The sequence below is a fragment of the Bradyrhizobium glycinis genome (assembly GCF_016031655.1).
Classification (GTDB): Bacteria; Pseudomonadota; Alphaproteobacteria; order Rhizobiales; family Xanthobacteraceae; genus Bradyrhizobium; species Bradyrhizobium glycinis.
The window spans coordinates 71,169-89,179 of the sequence record NZ_JACCHQ010000018.1 but is presented as its reverse complement, the minus strand read 5'-3'; the positions used below and the strand labels follow the sequence as shown (position 1 = coordinate 89,179).

Sequence of the window (18,011 nt, the reverse complement as noted above, 5' to 3'; positions counted from 1 at the left end):
TGCTGGCCCTTAAGGCGTGTCGTGACGGTCGTACGATCAAACTCATGCGTGCCGATTCAGCAGGGAGACGGTGGCGAGCCCCGCGATGCTTCCTGTGAGCCGCAGGAGCTAACTTCTGGGACGCAGGCGCCCGAGCGCGCAAGCTGATTTAGCCGGAAAGGGACGGGAAGGATTGCAAAACGACATTCTTGAATGCTGCCTCCATAGACCAGGACAATATGGGACGTTTAGGCAAGATCGGCAAAATCGATTGTTTTTATGGAACGCATCCAGGTCGCGAATAGAACATTGTGCGACGGCGCGGCTTGCCGCTGAACAAGACTCTAATGACCTTATCGTTGATGCGATCGTGTCCGAGCTCTCTTGTTGAGCGCACGGCCGATGGCAAGTCGAGATGCCAAAAGGATCCATGCTGGGCCTTAACGGCTCACGTCAGGCGCGCGCGCTGACAAATGATGCGGCAGGATAGTGATTGTTTTCTGACGCAGTCTCATTCGCTGCACTGGCAGATCCAGCAGGATCCGATGTTTGCTGAACCGAATGGAGGTACTGTAGCTGGGTGTCCGATTCTGCTTCGATAGGCCGACTGCCGCAGCGGTGAGTACGCTTGTTCCCTCGTGTTATTGCGGCACCGCGTCGTGGCCGTCAGCCGCGGTCCCTGCCGCATTCCCTGGGTCGATATTCAGCCGTTTCCAGTCGTTGGAGACAATTTGCAAGACAGCTTTCAAGAAGCTGACCGGCGAAGAGAATGATGCTGTTCGTCTTCAGATGTGGATTGGAGGATGTAATGAAGCGAGCTTCTGCCGCAAGTCGGTGCATGTGCGATATATGAGTGTATTTCGAGGAGGTAATACTCAGCTGTCTTGGCTGCTGGGCTCGTGTCAGCCTAAGTCCAGCCCGTCGGTCAGGTGGCAGATGCCCGCGCCGTTTATCGCTTTCCAAGGGTCTGCTCGATGAACCATCTCCCGGGACGACGCTCGCGAGGAGGCGATTCAGTAAACCTAACCTACGATGTTGTGACGTCGGAATAGCCGTCGCCACCACTTGCGTTCAATTGTGACTGATTGTCTTTGTTCGAAGTGCAACGGCGCTTGACGTCTGTCCACCCGGCTATTCCATCTTGTGGCGCTACGCTTGCGACCTGTGGTTCTCTATGGAGGGAGAAGAGCAAATGAACTTAACTGGCAGAGCCCTGTTGATCGTGTTGTCCGTGCTTTCTGCGACAACCGTGAGCGGTGTGGTCAGCGCCAATGAGACCTCGCCGAAATACATGGAGGTGCTCAAGGCCTTGCAGACGGGCAAAAACGTGAAACTCATACTGGATATGAACCATTGTACTACCGCCGAGGGTGGCAAGCCCGGGCCTGGGACGCAGGCTGGCCTGGTTATCAATGCGTTCAGGGTGACCGCCCAGAACGGCATCAGCTTTGCCAATGCGCATCAAACGGTGGATAGCTCAGGCCATGCCGTGACCGAATACATTCGCCACAGCCTCAACCGCGACGGAAAGCTTACCGTGCGGGCCTCCAAGCTTGTCGTTGGGACCACCGAACTCGTGAACCAGGGCGAATTCGTGTGCGAACTGCCTGATGGCGCAACATTCATCTGGTAGGCGACAAGCACCGCGGGAATGCGCGTTGACCTTTATCCGTTAGCGGTGTGGACAAAGTCGGCAAGCCGTCATGCGCTAGTATCGTCAGTAGCGACGGCCAGATCGTTTCTGGCCGTCTTTACGTCCGTGATAACCAGGTTCCGCGAACTCGCGTCAGTTCGCTCTGCATTGGGACCGGCGGTGCTCATGGGATCGTATTGATCAGAAGAACGGGCCCGCCTATGCTCGTATGGCCGGAAACCAGTTCCTCGCAGGCAATCAGCGCACATAGATCTCGACAAAGTATCTTCGCGGTTGATCTGCGTCTTCTGTCGGACCGCATTCTTCCAACTCATTCAATCTGCCGGCGGCGATGATGGAGATCTGATCCACAGCTCGCAGTTCGATTGATGCGTACTGCTTGGAATTTCGATTGAACTGACCTAGTGGCGTTTACCCATCAGCGTGGCCTTGGCACGACGCATGTGTCTAACGGCGCTGGCGCGGGCTGCGAGCGGTGGCGCCATCAGCAACGATGGGTGACTCTTTGAGCCAAATTGGGGCCGGTGGAAGCGAAGAACGCCGCCTCCACGCTTTCGGCCGTGTATGCCCTCATTCTTTCGGATTCTCGAGTTGGCTCCTGTTGGAGGGGATCGCAGCGTTCAGTGAGCCGCGGATCCGTTTAGGGGTACCCGGCAGACCGATGACCGATGCTTAGCTTCGCAAGCTGTTGCGCTCGACTGTGAGACGACCCCCGCGCGCATTGAGAACCGACGGGCCGTCAACGATTTGCTCAACGTGGTCCTTAACCCTGACGGAAAACAGAACGATGTGACAGATCCCGACAAAGCCGTCGGAAGCAAAGATGGAGCCGGGTTCGCAGATATTGGCAGCGAGCTGGCTGAACCGGCTTGAACTGCAAGTTAGATTCGATAGCCTGACACGTGTGATGACCCTCGAAGGACGACTTCTCTTGTTCCTGCTCAGGATGCTGGAAGCGCCAAGCGCTCGATTGCTTGAATGTGGCGCAAGAGCACGTTGCAGGCTTGATCGATGTTGCGCGCTCGCACGGCTTGCAGAATCAGGCGGTGATCCTGGTTGGGTCGCGGCCGCCAGCCTTGATTGCACGCCATCGCGAACACTAATCGTGAATTCGCAAGCTGCAGTCCGTCGAGACTAGCCAGCAGGCGCGGCATCGCGCAAGGAGCAACTAGCGCGTGGTGAAACGCGCGGTTGGCTAACTCGAACTGCTCAATGGTATCAGCATTGTCTCCTTCAATCAGTGCAAGCTCGATCTGGGCCAAATCGCGAGAGGTGAGCTTGGGAATCGCATTGCGCAAGGCGACCACTTCGAGCGCCGCTCGCATCTCGGCGATCTCCTTCACCGCCTTGGTATCGAGCGGGGCGACACGCACACCTCGACGAGGCTGAGCGACGACGAGGTGTTGAGCCTCCAGCCGCCGAAAAGCCTCACGCACTGGGACGTGGCTTGAATTGAATTCTCGGGCCACATGATCCTGCCGGAGCGGAGCGTCCGGGGGCAAGACGCCGCTGATGATGCGCTCGCCAATTGACTGCTCAATGCGCGCTGCGGCCGTAGCATTCGTCTGGTAAGCGGCTTTCATAGATTATCTACCGGAATAGCGAGTGCAATCTGGTCACGCATCAACTAACGTTAATCGACGGGTCCCTTGTTATAGATAATTGGACTTGTTGTCTATAATCTCAAGGTGGAGTGCGTTCATGACGGCAGGTCTGGTTGTGGGCCGGAAAGGCAGCGGAGACACCGCTGCCGTTAGCAGGGTTTGGGAACGCGCCGAGGCTGAGGCACTCTATGGGCTGCCGTTTGCAGAGTTGATGTTTCAGGCGCAGCGCGTTCACCGCGAGAACTTCGATCCAAACAGCATTGAGACGGCAAGCCTGTGCAGCATCAAGACGGGCGGCTGCCCGGAAGACTGTGGCTATTGCTCGCAGAGCGCCCATTACGACACCGGAGTGAGAGCCAAAGGTCTGTTGGATCGATCGGAGGTGCTCGCTGCAGCGAAAGCTGCAAAAGACGCTGGCGCTACCCGCTTCTGCATGGCAGCTGCCTGGCGCAGGCCAAAAGACCGCGATCTCGATTCCGTCTGCGAGATGGTCAGAGCGGTCAAGGAACTTGGCATGGAGACCTGCGTCACGCTCGGAATGCTCACGACGAAGCAAGCTGCACGGCTTTCCGAGGCAGGGCTCGATTTCTACAACCACAACGTCGACACCTCCCCTGAGTTCTATGGGAAAATCATCACGACGCGTACCCTGCAGGAGCGTATCGATACGCTATCTCTTGTGCGCGAGGCCGGCATCAAAGTTTGCTGCGGTGGCATCATCGGCATGGGCGAACGCGTCGAAGATCGACTTGGCATGCTCGTGCTGCTCGCCAATCTGGGCGAGCCACCGGAAAGCGTGCCGATCAACCTCTGGAACGAAGTCAAGGGCGTACCGGTCAATGACACCGCCGAGCGCCCCGATCCGATTGAGCTTGTGCGCCTGCTGGCAACGGCGCGGATCATGATGCCCAAAAGCGTGGTGCGGCTGTCTGCCGGGCGGCAATACATGAGTGATGAGGCGCACGCGCTGTGCTTCTTGGCTGGCGCGAACTCGATCTTCATCGGCGACGTGCTGTTGACCACCAAGAACTTGAAGGTCGATCGCGATACAGCGTTGCTCGCTCGACTGGGTATCGCGTCAGCCCTTTCGCAAGCGCAAAACGGCGGCTAGCCCGCCCAGAGCCAATCTTCAGTATAGGTGCGATATGCAAATCGCCCTGAAAGGACAAAATCTACGCAGCTCGAAACCTTACGAAGCTAAGTAGAGGCCCCTTCGCAGCGGGGACTGAAGATATTTGCGTTAATGAACTTAACCCTGGAAGGCAAAGAATGAACTCAAGTCGTTCGACCGGAGCTGCGGGCTATGTCGCAGCCTTGCATGCTCTTAATGGGGACAACCGGCTGCGCGGGCTCAAGCCGCGCGCCGGCATCGATTTTACATCGAACGATTACCTCGCGCTTGCGCGCTCGCCGCGGATGAAAAAGGCTCTCACAGCCGCACTCGAGACTGGAACGCCCATCGGGGCCGGCGGGTCGCGGCTCTTGCGGGGCAATTGCAAGGAGCACGAACAACTGGAGGCGGCTGCTACCCAGTTCTTCGGCGCGAAGACGGCGCTGTTCTTTGGCAGCGGTTATGTCGCAAATTTTGCTCTGCTGACGACGCTGCCGCAGCGGGGCGATCTGGTGGTTATCGATGCGCTTGTGCACGCGAGCATTCATGAGGGAGCGCGTGCCGGCCGTGCCGAGTTCCGGCTAAGCGCGCATAACGACGTAGGGTCGGTCGAAGACACGATACGTGATTGGCGGGCCAAGGGCGGAATGGGCCGGATCTTCATCGTGGTCGAAAGTCTCTACAGCATGGATGGCGATTTCGCGCCGCTCGAGGCCCTGGTCACGCTTGCGGACCGCTACGAAGCCTTTCTGATCGTGGACGAGGCCCATGCAACGGGCATCTATGGTGAGCAGGGACGGGGGCTTACCGCAGCCTATGAGGGACGCGAAAATCTCCTCATCGTTCACACCTGCGGCAAAGCGCTGGGCGCTGCTGGCGCGCTTGTTACGGCCTCCAGCGTGCTGCGCGAATTCCTGGTCAATCGCTGCCGTCCGTTTATCTTTGCTACCGCCCCTTCGCCCTTGATGGCGGTTGCCGTACGGGAAGCGCTTCTGATCCTGGAAGAGGAGCCTGAGCGGCAGCAACACCTGGCCAGTCTGGTCGCATTCACGCATCGTGCCATCGCTGCGCGCGGCCGCGCGAGTGGTTCGAATTCACAGATCATTCCATATATCGTCGGCGACAATGCGCGAGCAATGCAGCTCGCCTCTAAGCTTCAGGCTCGCGGCTTTGACATCCGTGGAATCCGGCCACCTACCGTGCCGGCGGGAACGGCACGATTGCGAATCTCCCTAACGCTTAACGTCACAGAGAATGATGTAACCGAGATGCTCGATGCCTTGGTCGAAGAGACATGGGACGATTTGCGATGAGTCAGTCGATTGTCGTGACAGGCACGGATACCGGAATCGGCAAGACGGTCTTTTCAGCGGGACTCGCCAAACTCCTGCGTGCAAACTACTGGAAGCCGGTCCAAGCCGGCCTCGACGGAGAAACCGATAGTGAGCTCGTCGCTCGCCTTGGCGGACTCTCACACGATCGTATCGTCCCGGAACTCTACCGTCTTCGGACCCCCGCCTCGCCCCATCATTCCGCGGAAATCGACGGAGTTCGCATTGAAGTGGACTCGGTTCGGCCACCGAACGCGGGCGAACGGCCGCTCGTGATCGAGGGCGCAGGTGGATTGATGGTGCCGCTGAACGGCGTCACTCTTTATATCGACCTCCTCGAGGGGTGGCGGCTTCCCGTCGTGCTTTGCGCGAGCACGCGACTCGGCACCATCAATCATTCGTTGTTGTCGATCGAGGCTCTGCGCAAGCGCCACATCAATCTTCTTGGGGTTGCGTTCATTGGCCAACGAGATGCCGCGGCCGAGACCGCCATTTGCGAGATCGGCCGGGTGCGTTGGTTGGGACGGCTGCCCTGGCTCTCTCCTCTCACGCCCGAGGCGCTGCAGGCCGCGTTCAAAGAATCATTCGTGGCCGAGGATTTCAAGCGGGGAGATCAAACGTGAAGTCGCCGATCTGGCATCCGTTCACCCAACACGCACTTTGTGACGAGATGACGAGGATCGCACGTGGTGAGGGTGCCTATCTTTACACCGCGGATGAGCGCCGCATCATAGATGCCATCTCATCCTGGTGGGTCGTGACCCACGGTCATTGCCATCCGCCTATTGCGCGCGCGATTCAAGAACAAGCCACCAAGCTCAACCAGATCATCTTCGCCGGTTACACCCATGCTCCGGCCGAGGAGGTCGCCGCCCTGCTTTTAAAACTCGCTCCCCGCGGCCTCGATCATGTCTTCTTCTCCGATAGCGGCTCAGCCAGCGTGGAAGTGGCCCTGAAAATGGCACTCGGCTATTGGCATAACATCGGCAAACCGCGAACGCGTATTGTCGTGATGCAGTATTCCTATCACGGCGATACTGTCGGGGCGATGTCGGTAGGTAGCCGCGGTGTATTCAATGCCGCGTACGGGCCCCTGCTGTTCGATGTGACGTCCATTCCGTTCCCAGCGAAAGGCCATGAGCAGGCGACACTCGACGCGCTCAAGTTCGCCTGCCGAAGCGAAACTCCGGCTGCGTTTCTCGTGGAGCCCCTGGTATTGGGCGCGGGCGGGATGCTGATGTATCCAGCTTGGGTGCTCAAAGAGATGAAGCGGATATGTGAGGCTTCCCATGTCCTGTTCATCGCCGACGAGATCATGACAGGCTGGGGCCGAACTGGAACACTGTTCGCCTGCGAGCAGGCGGACGTCACGGCGGATATCGTCTGCTATTCCAAAGGACTTACGGGTGGAGCACTTCCGCTCGCGGTGACGCTGTGCCGGGCCGAGATATTCGAGGCGCACTACTCGAAAGATCGGACCCGTACGTTCTTTCATTCGAGCTCTTATACCGCAAATCCCGTGGCCTGCGCCGCTGCAAAGGCCAACCTCGACCTTTGGCAGCATCCGAAAACTCGTCAGCGCGTGGCGTCGGTTGCCAGGATGCAAGAAGAAGCACTCGAACCTTTCCGGACGGACTCGCGCTTCGCAAACGTGCGTCGCGCCGGCACGATTGCGGCACTCGATCTGAAAGCCAGCGATGCCGGCTATCTGGCGGAGGTCGGTCCGAAGCTTCAGGCCTTCTTCAGAGAGCAAAATCTGCTGCTGCGTCCCCTCGGGAATACGATCTATGTGATGCCGCCATATTGCGTCACGAAAGCAGATCTTGACGAAATCTATGGGGGCATTCGCGAGGCTGCTGATGCGCTGGCCTGAAATTGGCCCTCTTCGCCGCCCCAGCAGCCCCGCTCTAAATAATCCTGCCGCGCGATCTTAAACGCCTGAAGTGGACCTATACCAAGCTTGAGACAAGGTTGTGAGAGCGGCGCGCACACAAAGGGAGGAAAAGATCTTGCTCTGAGAATCGCTATAATTGGCATTTTTGTGCGTGGGTTATCAGTCATCCAGACGAAAGGTCCTAATCTTCCCGCCCATGACACTCTTCCTTTCGTCCACTCGCGGGTCCCGCCTGTTCGGGCCAGGTGCTTGTATTCCGTGACGTGCTTGGCCAAAAGTCGGAGTCCGAAAATTCGTTCGCACCCAAGTGGATGATTTTCAGCTGGTGCAGGACGGGCTGTCTCGTTGGGCTACCAATGTTCGCGAGGGTTCAAATTCGGGACGATAACCTCCCTCTTGAACCGTGCGACTTCATTTGGCGCCTCATTGCCGTTAACGTCGGCGTTGTGCATATTGATCTTCCGCCCAAGGAAACGGCTAGCGAGTGCTGTTGCGAGCTCGTCTACGTGGCCCCACATTGCCGGTGTAGACGAGCACTCACGGTGTGTTGGTTTTCAGCCATGGACCCGTGCGCTCCGTATTCCGCATGTGTATGTCCGATTGCCGCCGCAATGTCTTAAATCCGACAGCAGCTGCCGGGGCAATTCCGCAGGAAATGCTGTAGTCGGGCATGTTCTTCTCGTCCAACAAAGCGCAGTCGAGATTTTGTGGTTGGCACGGCCGTTGCTCTTGAGCAGACAGACCACTGCCGCGGTTACAGGCCAAGCCGCTGCCCAATCCCAGTCCGACAAACGTGCTTCAGTAATGAAGCGACGTACCCGGACCAGGACAGAATTTACGCGAGCGCCAAGGACAAGAACTTACACGAGTTCAAGGAGACTTCTGGGGAAATGCTGGATGTCATCGGAATTGGGATCGGCCCATTTAACCTTAGTCTTGCAGCACTTATTGAACCTACTCCGCTCCGCGCACTTTTCCTGGAGAAGCGGGGCGCACTTGTCTGGCATCCAGGCCTTGCGCTGCCAAACAGTCGCCTACAGGTGTCGCCGCTCAAGGATTGCGTGACCCTGGTCGATCCTACTAGCCCATATTCATTCCTCAACTATTTGGCACTGCATAGTCGGCTCTACAGCTTCGTCAACAAGCGCAATGCTTCAACGTCTCGGCATGAGTTTACCGACTATTTCCGGTGGGTCGCAGGGCGACTCAAGACGCTCCGCTTCTCCGAGAACGTCAAGGACGTTATTCCCTTCAGGGACGGCTACCGCATCAGTACGAATACAACCACATACTTAGCGCGCGCTGTTGTTGTCGGTGTTGGCGTAGAGCCCAAGATCCCCGCCTGTGCCAGATCTTTGCTATGTGGCACTGTCTACCATGCAGCTGACTATCTCGAGCGGCCGCTACCGAATGCAGACGAGCATGTGCTCATTGTGGGAGGCGGTCAGAGCGGGGCTGAGATTATCGAGGACATTCTTACTCGTTCTGTATCCACCCAGATCACGTGGGCAACGTCGCGTTCGAACTTTTTTGCCATCGATGACAACAGCTTTGTGAACGAGGCTTACACGCCCGCCTATAGCCGCCGCTTTCACGCTCTACCGTTTCAGCAACGCCGCGATATAGTCGACGCCGAGATGCTTACGAGCGATGGTATTTCCGTCGACTTGTGTAACCGCCTATATGAAATGCTGTACGAACGGAGCGTGGATGGCACGCTGGCCGACCGTTTTCGTGTGTTGCGCGGCGTAGTCGTGAAAGACATCACCTCCCACAACAAGGGCTGGCGAGTAGATCTGGATGACATCGCAACGCAGCGAAATAGCCGCATCCTCGTCGATCGTATCGTGCTTGCTACAGGTTTCCAGCCACGTAAGCCGCCCTTCTTGGAGGCCCTACTCGAGGGCGCGAGTATGGAAGAGGGGCTGCCCATACTCGGCCCGGACTACGCAGTCCGCTTCAGTCGGCACATGCCAGGACCAGTATATCTCCAAAATCAAAGCCGCGTGCAGCACGGATTGCAGAGCGCCAATCTATCTTTGGTCGCGTACCGCAACAGCGTGATTATCAATAGCCTCCTCGGCCGACCGTTCTATTTGAATACATCCGACAGGCAGATGATTGAGGTTTACGCACCTTCAGACGAGTTTGAACGAGACGCCGGTGTGGTTGCGATGCGACTGACCCGACAGGTATCGGGTGGCACTTGAACGGCGGCTCGACCTCACCGCTGCGGGGCCGGATTGCGGATGGAACGGCCAACACCGCCGACCGGCTTTCAGGCACGCTCGACTACCGCGCCTTGGTACCATTTTTGATTGCCTCCATTGTCATTGCAGCAGCTTACGGCACTAGCTTTCTCTTGCCGGGCTACATGCATGCGCTCGAAACGGATGGTCAAGCAGCGGATCTTATCATTTCTAGCGGTATGGCTACCTCTCTCGTTTCCTGTTACTTGGCAGGGTGGCTGGCAAGGCGGATAAGCCTATTGCCCACGTTGACTGTCGCATCGCTATTTATGGCGTTAGCCATGCTTGCCTTTGCCGGCGCTGCTCTCGATACGCGGGCAGCGTACGGTGGAGGACTGCTGGTGGGCGCTGCCTGGTCAGTGTTCTTCATTTTGGCACCGCTGCAGATCATCCGCCATCTACGGCCTTCAGCACGTATTCAGTATTTGACGGTCTTATCCGGATCACAAATGGCTGGGCTCGGCCTGGCAGCTCCACTTGGTCACTTGCTCGCAAGATACACCGGTTCGCTGGCCACGATTTATGCGGTGCTTGCGATTGCGTGCCTGATCGCAGCCGCCTGCGTAGACCTTACAAGACGCGCAACTTCGAAGCTATCGGCACTTCCTATGCCAGATATCGCAATTACACTTGCCGCGACTAGGACACTGCTTCAGAAGCGCACAGCACTGCCCATCGCCATGATTGCGATTTCAGCCTGCATCTTCGCGGGGCTGTCCACATATCAGAGCGCGTACTCCGCCTCACGTCACCTCAATCCCGATCTTTTCTTTCTTTTCTTCACTGCTACGAGCGTGGTACTACGCTTCTCAGTCGCTCACCTGATGGGCAGCCTGCCGTTGCGCGAACTGGCGCTCACGCTCATCCTACTGACCGCTGCGTCTCTGGTGCTGTTCCTTTTCAACGGTGGCAGCACCTCACTCTATATTGCGGCCTCTGTCCTCTTTGCCGCCGGCTATGGGTTAAGTTATTCAACCTTGAATACCATCGCCGTCAATCTCGCCGGCGAGCACGGCGTCTCCGTGCCCACTACATCGCAGATCTTTACCCTCGCATATTTTCTCGGGCTCTTCGGCTTTCCTATGGTCGGAGGGCCGTTGGTCCGTGGACTCGGTCCTGACGTGATGTTGCTGGGCCTATTGAGCGCAGCGGCTCTTAATGCGGTGCTAGCAACCCGCCTGGAGTGAAGCACGACTGATCCGTCTCGTCTTAGGAAGGAGCTCACAGATGCTGACTGAGGCACAACAATCGAAATGGCATAAGGATGGATACCTTCGATTGGAGAAGTTCTTCGATCCAGTCACGCGCGAGAAGATTTCTAGTTATGTTGAGGAAGTTGCACGTTGGGATGTAAGTTCCGATAAGTGGATGTTGTGGTTCGAGAAGACGAGTGACAGCCGCAAGATTATCTCAAAGGCTGAGAACTTCTTAGACTACCATGCCCCTCTACGGGAGGCGCTCCTGGCCGATGGCCGCATTCGTATAGCGGTCGAGACACTCTTGAATGAGAAGACACGGATGTTGAAGGAACTTTTGATCTTCAAGTATCCGGACAGCGGTGGATACCACCCTCATCAGGACATCTATCATGTGCCGCACAAGATAGCCGACCGCATGGTGCACGCAATTGCATCCATCGCCGTGGACGACTCCGGCCCGGGTAACGGTGGGCTCTTCTTCACGCCAGCTCGCCATAAGGAAGGAATGTTTCCGATGGATGCCGGCGGCGTGATTCACCCGGAGATTGCCGAGACCTTCGCGTGGGAGCCGGTGCACTTGAAAGCTGGTGATGTTTTCATTTTCGACGATTATGCGCCCCATTACTCCCCGCCAAACAAGAGCGATCGGCCGCGTCGTGCGATACACTTGGTGTTCCAGCGCGCATCTACTGGGGGGCCGACACGCACCGAATACAACCGCATGAAGCGCGCCTACAACCCACCAGAGGAAGCGGTGGCGGATCTTGAAAACCTAAAGCTTCCCAATGGCATATTCTATCGCGACTGATGGCCACGTCTGAGGAAGATCAACATGTACACGGTGCGGCTCGATCATTCTGTGATGCGAACCGAATACGGCGCTCTGGTCTGGCGCCTCTTGGAGCATCTCCCGGAGGGGCTCAGCCCAGCATTTGGCGCTTCGGTCGTGGAGCTCGCTGCAGGCGATGCGGTCGACCCGCACGATCATCAGGAGCACGAAGTGTGGCTGCTGATCTCTGGTCGTGGAGAGTTCGAAGTCGACGGTCAGGTCCGTGACGTTAGCGAGGCGACGTTGTGTTACATCTTGCCACATCAGACGCACACTATCCGCAATATCAGCCAAGACAGCACTCTCAAGTTTGTCTCGATCTGGTGGGATTGACGTGCGCACTTATTTTGTCTGTCCCGCGCCGCCTTGCCCTAACGGCAAACTACATCTGGGCCACATCGGCGGTGTGTATTTACTGGCTGATATCTTCGTCCGCTTTCAGCGCATGACCGGCCATCGGGCCTATTACATCACCGGCTCAGACGAGCACGGCACACATACGCTTGAAACGGCACGAAAGCTCGGCCGATCCTTTAGCGAGGTCGCAGAACAATACGTTCATCAGATCTTAGAGTGTTTGCGTGCTGTGCAAATTACGCCTGATGTGTTCGTGCGCACATCTAGCGAGAGTCACAAGAAAAATGCGCGAGCGATATTCCGCGAGCTGCAAGTGGCCGGCTACGTCGACGTACGGCAGGGCGTCCAACTGTATTGCGAACATTGCGATGAGCTCGTTGCGGACTCGCTCGCAACTGGCCGTTGTCCGGCCTGCTCATCGCCTTGTGACAGCAACCTGTGTGAGAACTGCGGGTTGGCTGTTGAGCACGACACAATCCGTGACGCGCGGCACGTCACCTGCGGCCGCAATCTTATGCTAAGAGCCATCAAGCAGGCCGTTTTCGACATGCCACGTCTCGCTCGCCAACTGCATGAAGCCATCGGAGAAAGCGTGTGGCCCGAGCCGATACGCGCCAAAGCGCGCACTTGGCTACACCGGGAGGTGCGCGGCTTGCCGATGACTCGGCATTTCAAGCACGGTGTGGAGGTAAAACAGCCTGACTCTCTGATCGGCCAAACGCTGCTTACATGGTTTGAGGGCCTCTGGTGCTTCGACACCGGAATTCGCGAGCTATGCGCCCGCGCCGGTCTGGACGCAAACGCGACCTTGCACGACCAGAACAGCGAGCTTCTTTTCTTCATGGGGCAAGATAATCGCTTCTATTACACGCTAGGTGTGGCTGGCGCTCTGCTCGCGCGCGGCTACCCAATTCCCAAAAATCACTCCGTGCAGGATTTCTACAAGCTGGAAGGCGAAAAGTTTTCCACCAGTCGTGATCATGCTCTTTGGGCCGATGAAGTGGCGCGTGAGGTGGGACCAAACGTACTCCGTTATGCACTGGCGCGAGTGGCAAAGCCCTTTGGATCCGACGCAAATGATTTTAATCTCGACGGACTCGTCTCGGCAGCGTCACGCATTCGGGTCTGGGAAGATGCGTTACGGCGGTGTGCAGAAGACGCACGTATAGTAGAGAGCACTGAACTCTCCCCGAATTTCCGCCGCTTCGCTGAAGATTACGCCGATGCGGTCACCGCACTGCGTTTCTGGGATGCGCTTGATGTCATTGACAGGTGCTTCAAGGTAGCTGGCTTTGCACATGCAGGCGATTGGACAGGGAATGCTGCGCAGATCTCGCTGTTCCTGAGTCTACTCTATCCCGTACTACCTGAGCTAGCGATGGGTTACGGCCAGCATTACTTTGGCGGTGCGTGGCGGCCGTCCCTCGAGACTTCGGCCGTAGCAGTCCAGCCAAAGACGTCGGTGGGCTTTCCTCGTTTCAGCACGCCGATACCCGCAAACTTTGCCGCGGAGTACAATAAGCGCTTTGGCAAAGAACAGATTTCGCAATCATGACGATCCGAATGACGAAGCCATGAATTCGCGATTCTCAAAACGCAGCGCTATCGCTCAGGATTTCGCACCGTTCAACTCCTCAAGTGCGAAGCATGGTATCAATTTCAGCTACGGGCTGGCTGATCCGGTGATGTTTGCAGAACTGCCGTGGCCAGGCGCGTTTGACGGAGGTACAGGTGTGGCTCTCGCCGATCTGCCGCAGTATACGGATGCGGCAGGTTTGCCCGAACTCCGTACAAAGCTCGCACTGAGGTACGGTGTGCGGCATGACCAAATCATGCTCACGGGTGGAGCTTCACAGGCCTTGCAATTGCTTGCCGATGGCTGGATTGACCCCGGTGACGTAGTCCTGACGGAGGACCCCTCCTACTTGGGTGCACTGCGTACATTTTCGATCGCGGGTGCAACCGTGGTCCAGCTAGGTCTGGCGGCAGAGGGAGTGGATCTAAACCAGGTCGAGGCAATGCTGCAGACCAATGCCCGGGTGAAGCTTTTCTACACGATGCCAGCATTTCACAATCCGACCGGGCGCCAGATGTCGCGCGACTATGTGGCGAAATTGGCGGCACTGCTAGCCCGCAGTGGCGCTCTCTTGGTGCAGGACCTTGTCTATGCTGAGTTACCCTACAACGGCCCAACGCATTGGCTAGCGCCCGGCAATAACGTGATCAATGTCCATAGCATCTCAAAAGTTGCCGGACCGGGGCTACGGGTAGGTTGGGTGCTTGCAGAATCGGACATCATCAATAGGCTTGCGCACCTCAAACGCGACGGCGGCGTAAGTCCGGTTCTAAGTAATATCGTTTTGGGGTTGTTGCAATCGAGCGCTCTTGACTCGCACATAACACGCTTGTGCGAGCACTACCGAGCCAAGCGAGACAACGTACATAGCTTATTGCAGCGCAGCCGGATTTGTGACCCGGAATATAGCGTCCCAAGCGGGGGCTTCTCGTTCTGGGTACGGCTTACTCTGGGTACGGATCCGGAGAGGTTTATTGAAGCTGCAAGCCGCGAGCACGACGTGCACCTTGTAAATGGTCGTAACTATGGCCCAGGAAGTGGCCGTCACGTTCGCCTGTGTTTCAGCTATCTTCCAATATCTCTCATTGAGCAGGGGCTGGAGCGCTTAAGTCACTTGCATGCTAACCGCTAGACGCGCGTGGTATGTTCCAGCAGAGTTTCTGATCTAGGACGCGTCGCAGGTCCAGCTCCCAGCGCCGGCGCTTCTGAAAGAGAGATAGCTCGCAGGGACATAACAAGTCACTGTCCTGCTTTGTTGCCGGCCGGCAAGGTCGCCTCGGTGCGCCCCTAGCCGGCGTGTAGATGGGCTTTGCGCGCGTTGGCCCTTATGAGCCCTGCGCCAGGACGACCACGCGATGATGTGGGCGTGCGAGATGCGCGGCTGGGCAAGCTTCATGCTTCATGCGATGCGCCGGATTTCCGGGATCGACCAGCGGATCAATAACGATGCTTCGGTCGAGACCGCGGTCATTTGTTTTTGAGCAACGGCCCGCTGTTGGCCCGATGACCGATGAAGGCCATCATGACGAACGCCGCCGATTGACTGAGGATCTCCAAGCCAAGGCCGGACGGCGTCATCTTCTTTCTGATGCTCGACGAATTCTCGGCGCTCCGCTGTTCCACCTAAGACGAGCGGCTTGTTTCAAAATCCACCGATTTTGTTGCGAAGACAACATCGCGATCGAAAAACCGCAGAGAATGTGCATCGCGTCTGCTGGCCTAGATCCTGCACACCACAAGGCCGTGGAAGCGGAGCCAACAACGTCGCCTATTCGGCGTTCGTTGCAAGTTGGCGCGCGTCATATGTCCGTGAGGTGAAATGCGATCTGGAATTCTTTTTTGCGGGGTCACAATAGCTGTGCTTGTTGCAGGCGGTACCGTCAATTCGGCCGATCTTAGGCCGGCAGTAAAGGTCCCACCCGCCGTCTGGAGCTGGACGGGCGGATATATCGGCGGTCACGTCGGCGGGGGCTACGGGCAAACATCATTCAGTAATCCCTATGGTCCGTCACTCTATGGGGACGTTGTCCACACCCCTGTGTTCCTGGCCGGAGCTCAGATCGGCTACCTCTGGCAGAGGGAGCGCTGGGTTTTTGGCGTTGAACTGGAGGCAAGTGGCGCCGTCTCGGACGGTATAAACACCTGTCTTGCCGCTTCCAGCTTTGTCGTCAGCGCCAACTGCAACGCCAGTCCAAACTTCTTTGTCACCGGGACGGGGCGCCTGGGGTATGCGTTTGGACCGCAGGGCCAAACGCTGGCTTATCTCAAGGGGGGCGTGGTCTGGCAGCACAATCGCGGCGAGGTCACCAACAACAACGAATTCCGTGGCTTGGCGCCCCAGAATGCCACCCATTTCGACTATGGTCGTGTCGGTGGCACAATCGGGGTAGGCGTCGAGCAAGCGCTCACGCCGGCCTGGTCCCTAACACTTGAATACGACTATCTAAGGTTCGGCGGAGCAAACGTGGCGACCCCTCCGACCCTACGGTATCCACCTTTGGCAACAGTCCCAGCCAACGTCACTAGCCTATCCAGCAGCTACCACGTCGGAAAGCTTGGCCTGAACTACCATTTTGACGCCGCCCCATGGACACCGGCATGGTCAGATGCGCCGCTATACCCGACAAAGCCAGCGGTCAGCGCCTCGCCGATTGCCCTCGCTGATGGGTGGTCGCTGGAAAGCGGCACACGGCTGTGGTTAAGCCGAGGAAGGTATCAATGGGACAACGGGGGCAGTGGTCTCGTATCAAGACTCTCCTATCATAGGCTGGATGGGATTTCCGGTGAGTTGTTCCAACGTGTGGATAGCCCCTGGGGGATCTTCCTGAAGGGCAATATCGGGGTCGGGCGCTTCAACACTGGAAACATGAACGATGAAGATTGGGGCTTGGTCCCTCCCTACGTGAGCCAGCCCATCGCGTACGTCAACACGATATCGGGCCAGGCCAACGGAAGGTTCACCTACTACACCGCCGATGCCGGATACAATTTCCTCCGCGGCAGCACCTACAAGGTCGGTGGGTTTATGGGCTGGAGCTACTACGGCCAGAAGTCCGACTCGATAGGCTGCGTTCAGATCGCCGCCCCGAAGTCTGATCCATGCCTTGCGCCGGGCGATAGAAAAATCATCGGCAGCCAAGACACTGACTGGAATGCGCTGCGCATCGGCCTCAGCGCTGAGACCAATTTGCTAGATCGTTGGCGCGTGAGTGCCGATTTTGCTTACCTGCCGTGGACGGATTTCCACGGGCGCGACAACCATTTGCTACGCCAATTCACGACGTTCAATGATCAACGCGGGAGTGGTGGCGGTGGTGTGCAGGTCGAGGCAATCCTATCCTACTTCATCAGTAAGAAGTTCAGCGTCGGCGTCGGTGGCCGCTATTGGGCCATGTGGACCCCAAATGAGCGTAAAGGACACGCCACGCAAGCCCCGGACGCGCACCACGCCCCCGTTACCAAAGGGCCCTTTGCTGCGGACCATCGCATGGAACGATGGGGCACGTTCCTGCAGGCCTCCTACAAGTTTGACTAAAACTGCCTGCTCCTCGTTCTAAGCTTGGCACCGCCGAGATACCACAATGAAGACGGCGCCGCGCTCTTGGCTAGGCTGGAACTAAGCGAAGGATGGGACTATAGCTGCAAGCGTTTGGGCTTTTGGGCCCGAAAGCTTGCATCGACCCATCAAAGGTGAAGACCAGGCGCCGCGGAGGTGGTGCAACGTTTGATCTTCGATGTCAGCGCCGTCGTCCGCCCACCGCAAGCGCGCGGTCGGAGCTTTGATTGCGCCGCTTTGTTGTCGTTTGCGCTGCGCGGGTTGTCGTTATCAACCTGCGGCTTAGCGATGACGTCGTGAATCGGTAGGGACGCGGACGCCGGACCGATGTCAATCGTTTGCAAATTTGACCCCTTGCATTGCCGATAAATCCCTATTGTGGAGGTTTGCCGTGAGAAGCTCGATCAGCACGCCTTCGATACAGCAACTATCTTTTTCTCTGCTCTACCCTTGGTTCCTACGAAGGCTGAATACTTGTTGAGCTGATCCATTTCCTGCCTTTTCTATCCATCCCGTCCTCAATCGCTTGCGGCGATTGGCTTTTGGGCGACGATCGTGGCGGGCACTTCACTTTATGTCCGCCTTTGCCGGTAACGTCATAGTATCTTCGGGTGCCTCAGGCTTTTGGCGTGCCAAATCCTAGCAGCGCTAATCACCGAACCGATCGCAAAT

General features: G+C 57.3%; 13 protein-coding genes. 12 read left to right on the top strand and 1 reads right to left on the bottom strand.

The annotated features are described in order from the left end of the window. The first annotated feature begins 1,171 nt into the window (after positions 1-1,171). Positions 1,172-1,612 carry a VirK family protein gene (locus HZZ16_RS24020; protein ID WP_197952348.1) on the top strand — a complete coding sequence of 147 codons (441 nt, stop codon included), beginning with the start codon at positions 1,172-1,174 and terminating at the stop codon, positions 1,610-1,612. 962 nt (positions 1,613-2,574) lie between these two features. On the opposite strand, the gene HZZ16_RS24015 is transcribed toward HZZ16_RS24020, so the two are convergent. After that, positions 2,575-3,216: a GntR family transcriptional regulator gene (locus tag HZZ16_RS24015; RefSeq protein ID WP_197952347.1), complete on the bottom strand. Its 642-nt coding sequence runs from the start codon at positions 3,214-3,216 to the stop codon at positions 2,575-2,577. Positions 3,217-3,334: 118 nt separating this feature from the next. On the opposite strand from HZZ16_RS24015, the gene bioB reads away from it, so the two are divergent. The 11 genes from bioB to HZZ16_RS23960 all read left to right on the top strand — a co-directional run bounded on the left by bioB (position 3,335) and on the right by HZZ16_RS23960 (position 17,318). Next, positions 3,335-4,348, top strand: coding sequence for a biotin synthase BioB (bioB, locus tag HZZ16_RS24010; protein ID WP_197952346.1), 1,014 nt, complete (start codon positions 3,335-3,337; stop codon positions 4,346-4,348). Between the two features lie 158 nt (positions 4,349-4,506). Further along, positions 4,507-5,661 carry an 8-amino-7-oxononanoate synthase gene (locus tag HZZ16_RS24005; protein ID WP_197952345.1) on the top strand — a complete coding sequence of 385 codons (1,155 nt, stop codon included), beginning with the start codon at positions 4,507-4,509 and terminating at the stop codon, positions 5,659-5,661. After that, a complete protein-coding gene (gene bioD / locus HZZ16_RS24000; RefSeq protein WP_197952344.1) occupies positions 5,658-6,302 on the top strand; it encodes a dethiobiotin synthase in 645 nt (214 codons plus the stop codon). Before HZZ16_RS24005 ends, bioD begins: the two co-directional genes overlap by 4 nt. After that, entirely contained in the window at positions 6,299-7,552 is a 1,254-nt protein-coding gene (locus HZZ16_RS23995; RefSeq protein WP_197952343.1) for an adenosylmethionine--8-amino-7-oxononanoate transaminase, read from the top strand. The genes bioD and HZZ16_RS23995 overlap by 4 nt, the downstream gene beginning before the upstream one ends. Positions 7,553-8,463: 911 nt before the next feature. Next, the gene (locus HZZ16_RS23990) at positions 8,464-9,783 is read left to right on the top strand and encodes a lysine N(6)-hydroxylase/L-ornithine N(5)-oxygenase family protein (RefSeq protein WP_197952342.1); all 1,320 of its coding nucleotides are present in this window, start codon (positions 8,464-8,466) and stop codon (positions 9,781-9,783) included. After that, positions 9,780-11,009 carry an MFS transporter gene (locus HZZ16_RS23985; RefSeq protein WP_246510384.1) on the top strand — a complete coding sequence of 410 codons (1,230 nt, stop codon included), beginning with the start codon at positions 9,780-9,782 and terminating at the stop codon, positions 11,007-11,009. Before HZZ16_RS23990 ends, HZZ16_RS23985 begins: the two co-directional genes overlap by 4 nt. 40 nt (positions 11,010-11,049) lie before the next feature. Next, positions 11,050-11,829 (top strand): phytanoyl-CoA dioxygenase family protein, encoded by a 780-nt coding sequence (locus HZZ16_RS23980; RefSeq protein ID WP_197952340.1) that lies wholly within the window; start codon positions 11,050-11,052, stop codon positions 11,827-11,829. 24 nt (positions 11,830-11,853) lie between these two features. Then, the gene (locus HZZ16_RS23975) at positions 11,854-12,183 is read left to right on the top strand and encodes a cupin domain-containing protein (protein WP_197952338.1); all 330 of its coding nucleotides are present in this window, start codon (positions 11,854-11,856) and stop codon (positions 12,181-12,183) included. Position 12,184: 1 nt separating this feature from the next. Then, complete coding sequence (locus HZZ16_RS23970) at positions 12,185-13,762, top strand: class I tRNA ligase family protein (RefSeq protein ID WP_197952336.1); 1,578 nt, start codon at positions 12,185-12,187, stop codon at positions 13,760-13,762. Positions 13,763-13,781: 19 nt separating this feature from the next. Continuing rightward, positions 13,782-14,915, top strand: coding sequence for an aminotransferase-like domain-containing protein (locus tag HZZ16_RS23965; protein ID WP_197952334.1), 1,134 nt, complete (start codon positions 13,782-13,784; stop codon positions 14,913-14,915). A 687-nt stretch (positions 14,916-15,602) separates the two neighbouring features. After that, a complete protein-coding gene (locus tag HZZ16_RS23960) occupies positions 15,603-17,318 on the top strand; it encodes an outer membrane beta-barrel protein (RefSeq protein ID WP_197952331.1) in 1,716 nt (571 codons plus the stop codon). Positions 17,319-18,011 lie beyond the last annotated feature (693 nt).

Bases quoted from the DNA above. Each gene is read 5' to 3' on its own strand.
- HZZ16_RS24020 (WP_197952348.1), top strand. From the start codon at position 1,172: ATGAACTTAACTGGCAGAGCCCTGTTGATCGTGTTGTCCGTGCTTTCT.
- HZZ16_RS24015 (WP_197952347.1), bottom strand. From the start codon at position 3,216: ATGAAAGCCGCTTACCAGACGAATGCTACGGCCGCAGCGCGCATTGAG.
- bioB (WP_197952346.1), top strand. From the start codon at position 3,335: ATGACGGCAGGTCTGGTTGTGGGCCGGAAAGGCAGCGGAGACACCGCT.
- HZZ16_RS24005 (WP_197952345.1), top strand. From the start codon at position 4,507: ATGAACTCAAGTCGTTCGACCGGAGCTGCGGGCTATGTCGCAGCCTTG.
- bioD (WP_197952344.1), top strand. From the start codon at position 5,658: ATGAGTCAGTCGATTGTCGTGACAGGCACGGATACCGGAATCGGCAAG.
- HZZ16_RS23990 (WP_197952342.1), top strand. From the start codon at position 8,464: ATGCTGGATGTCATCGGAATTGGGATCGGCCCATTTAACCTTAGTCTT.
- HZZ16_RS23980 (WP_197952340.1), top strand. From the start codon at position 11,050: ATGCTGACTGAGGCACAACAATCGAAATGGCATAAGGATGGATACCTT.
- HZZ16_RS23975 (WP_197952338.1), top strand. From the start codon at position 11,854: ATGTACACGGTGCGGCTCGATCATTCTGTGATGCGAACCGAATACGGC.
- HZZ16_RS23965 (WP_197952334.1), top strand. From the start codon at position 13,782: ATGAATTCGCGATTCTCAAAACGCAGCGCTATCGCTCAGGATTTCGCA.
- HZZ16_RS23960 (WP_197952331.1), top strand. From the start codon at position 15,603: ATGCGATCTGGAATTCTTTTTTGCGGGGTCACAATAGCTGTGCTTGTT.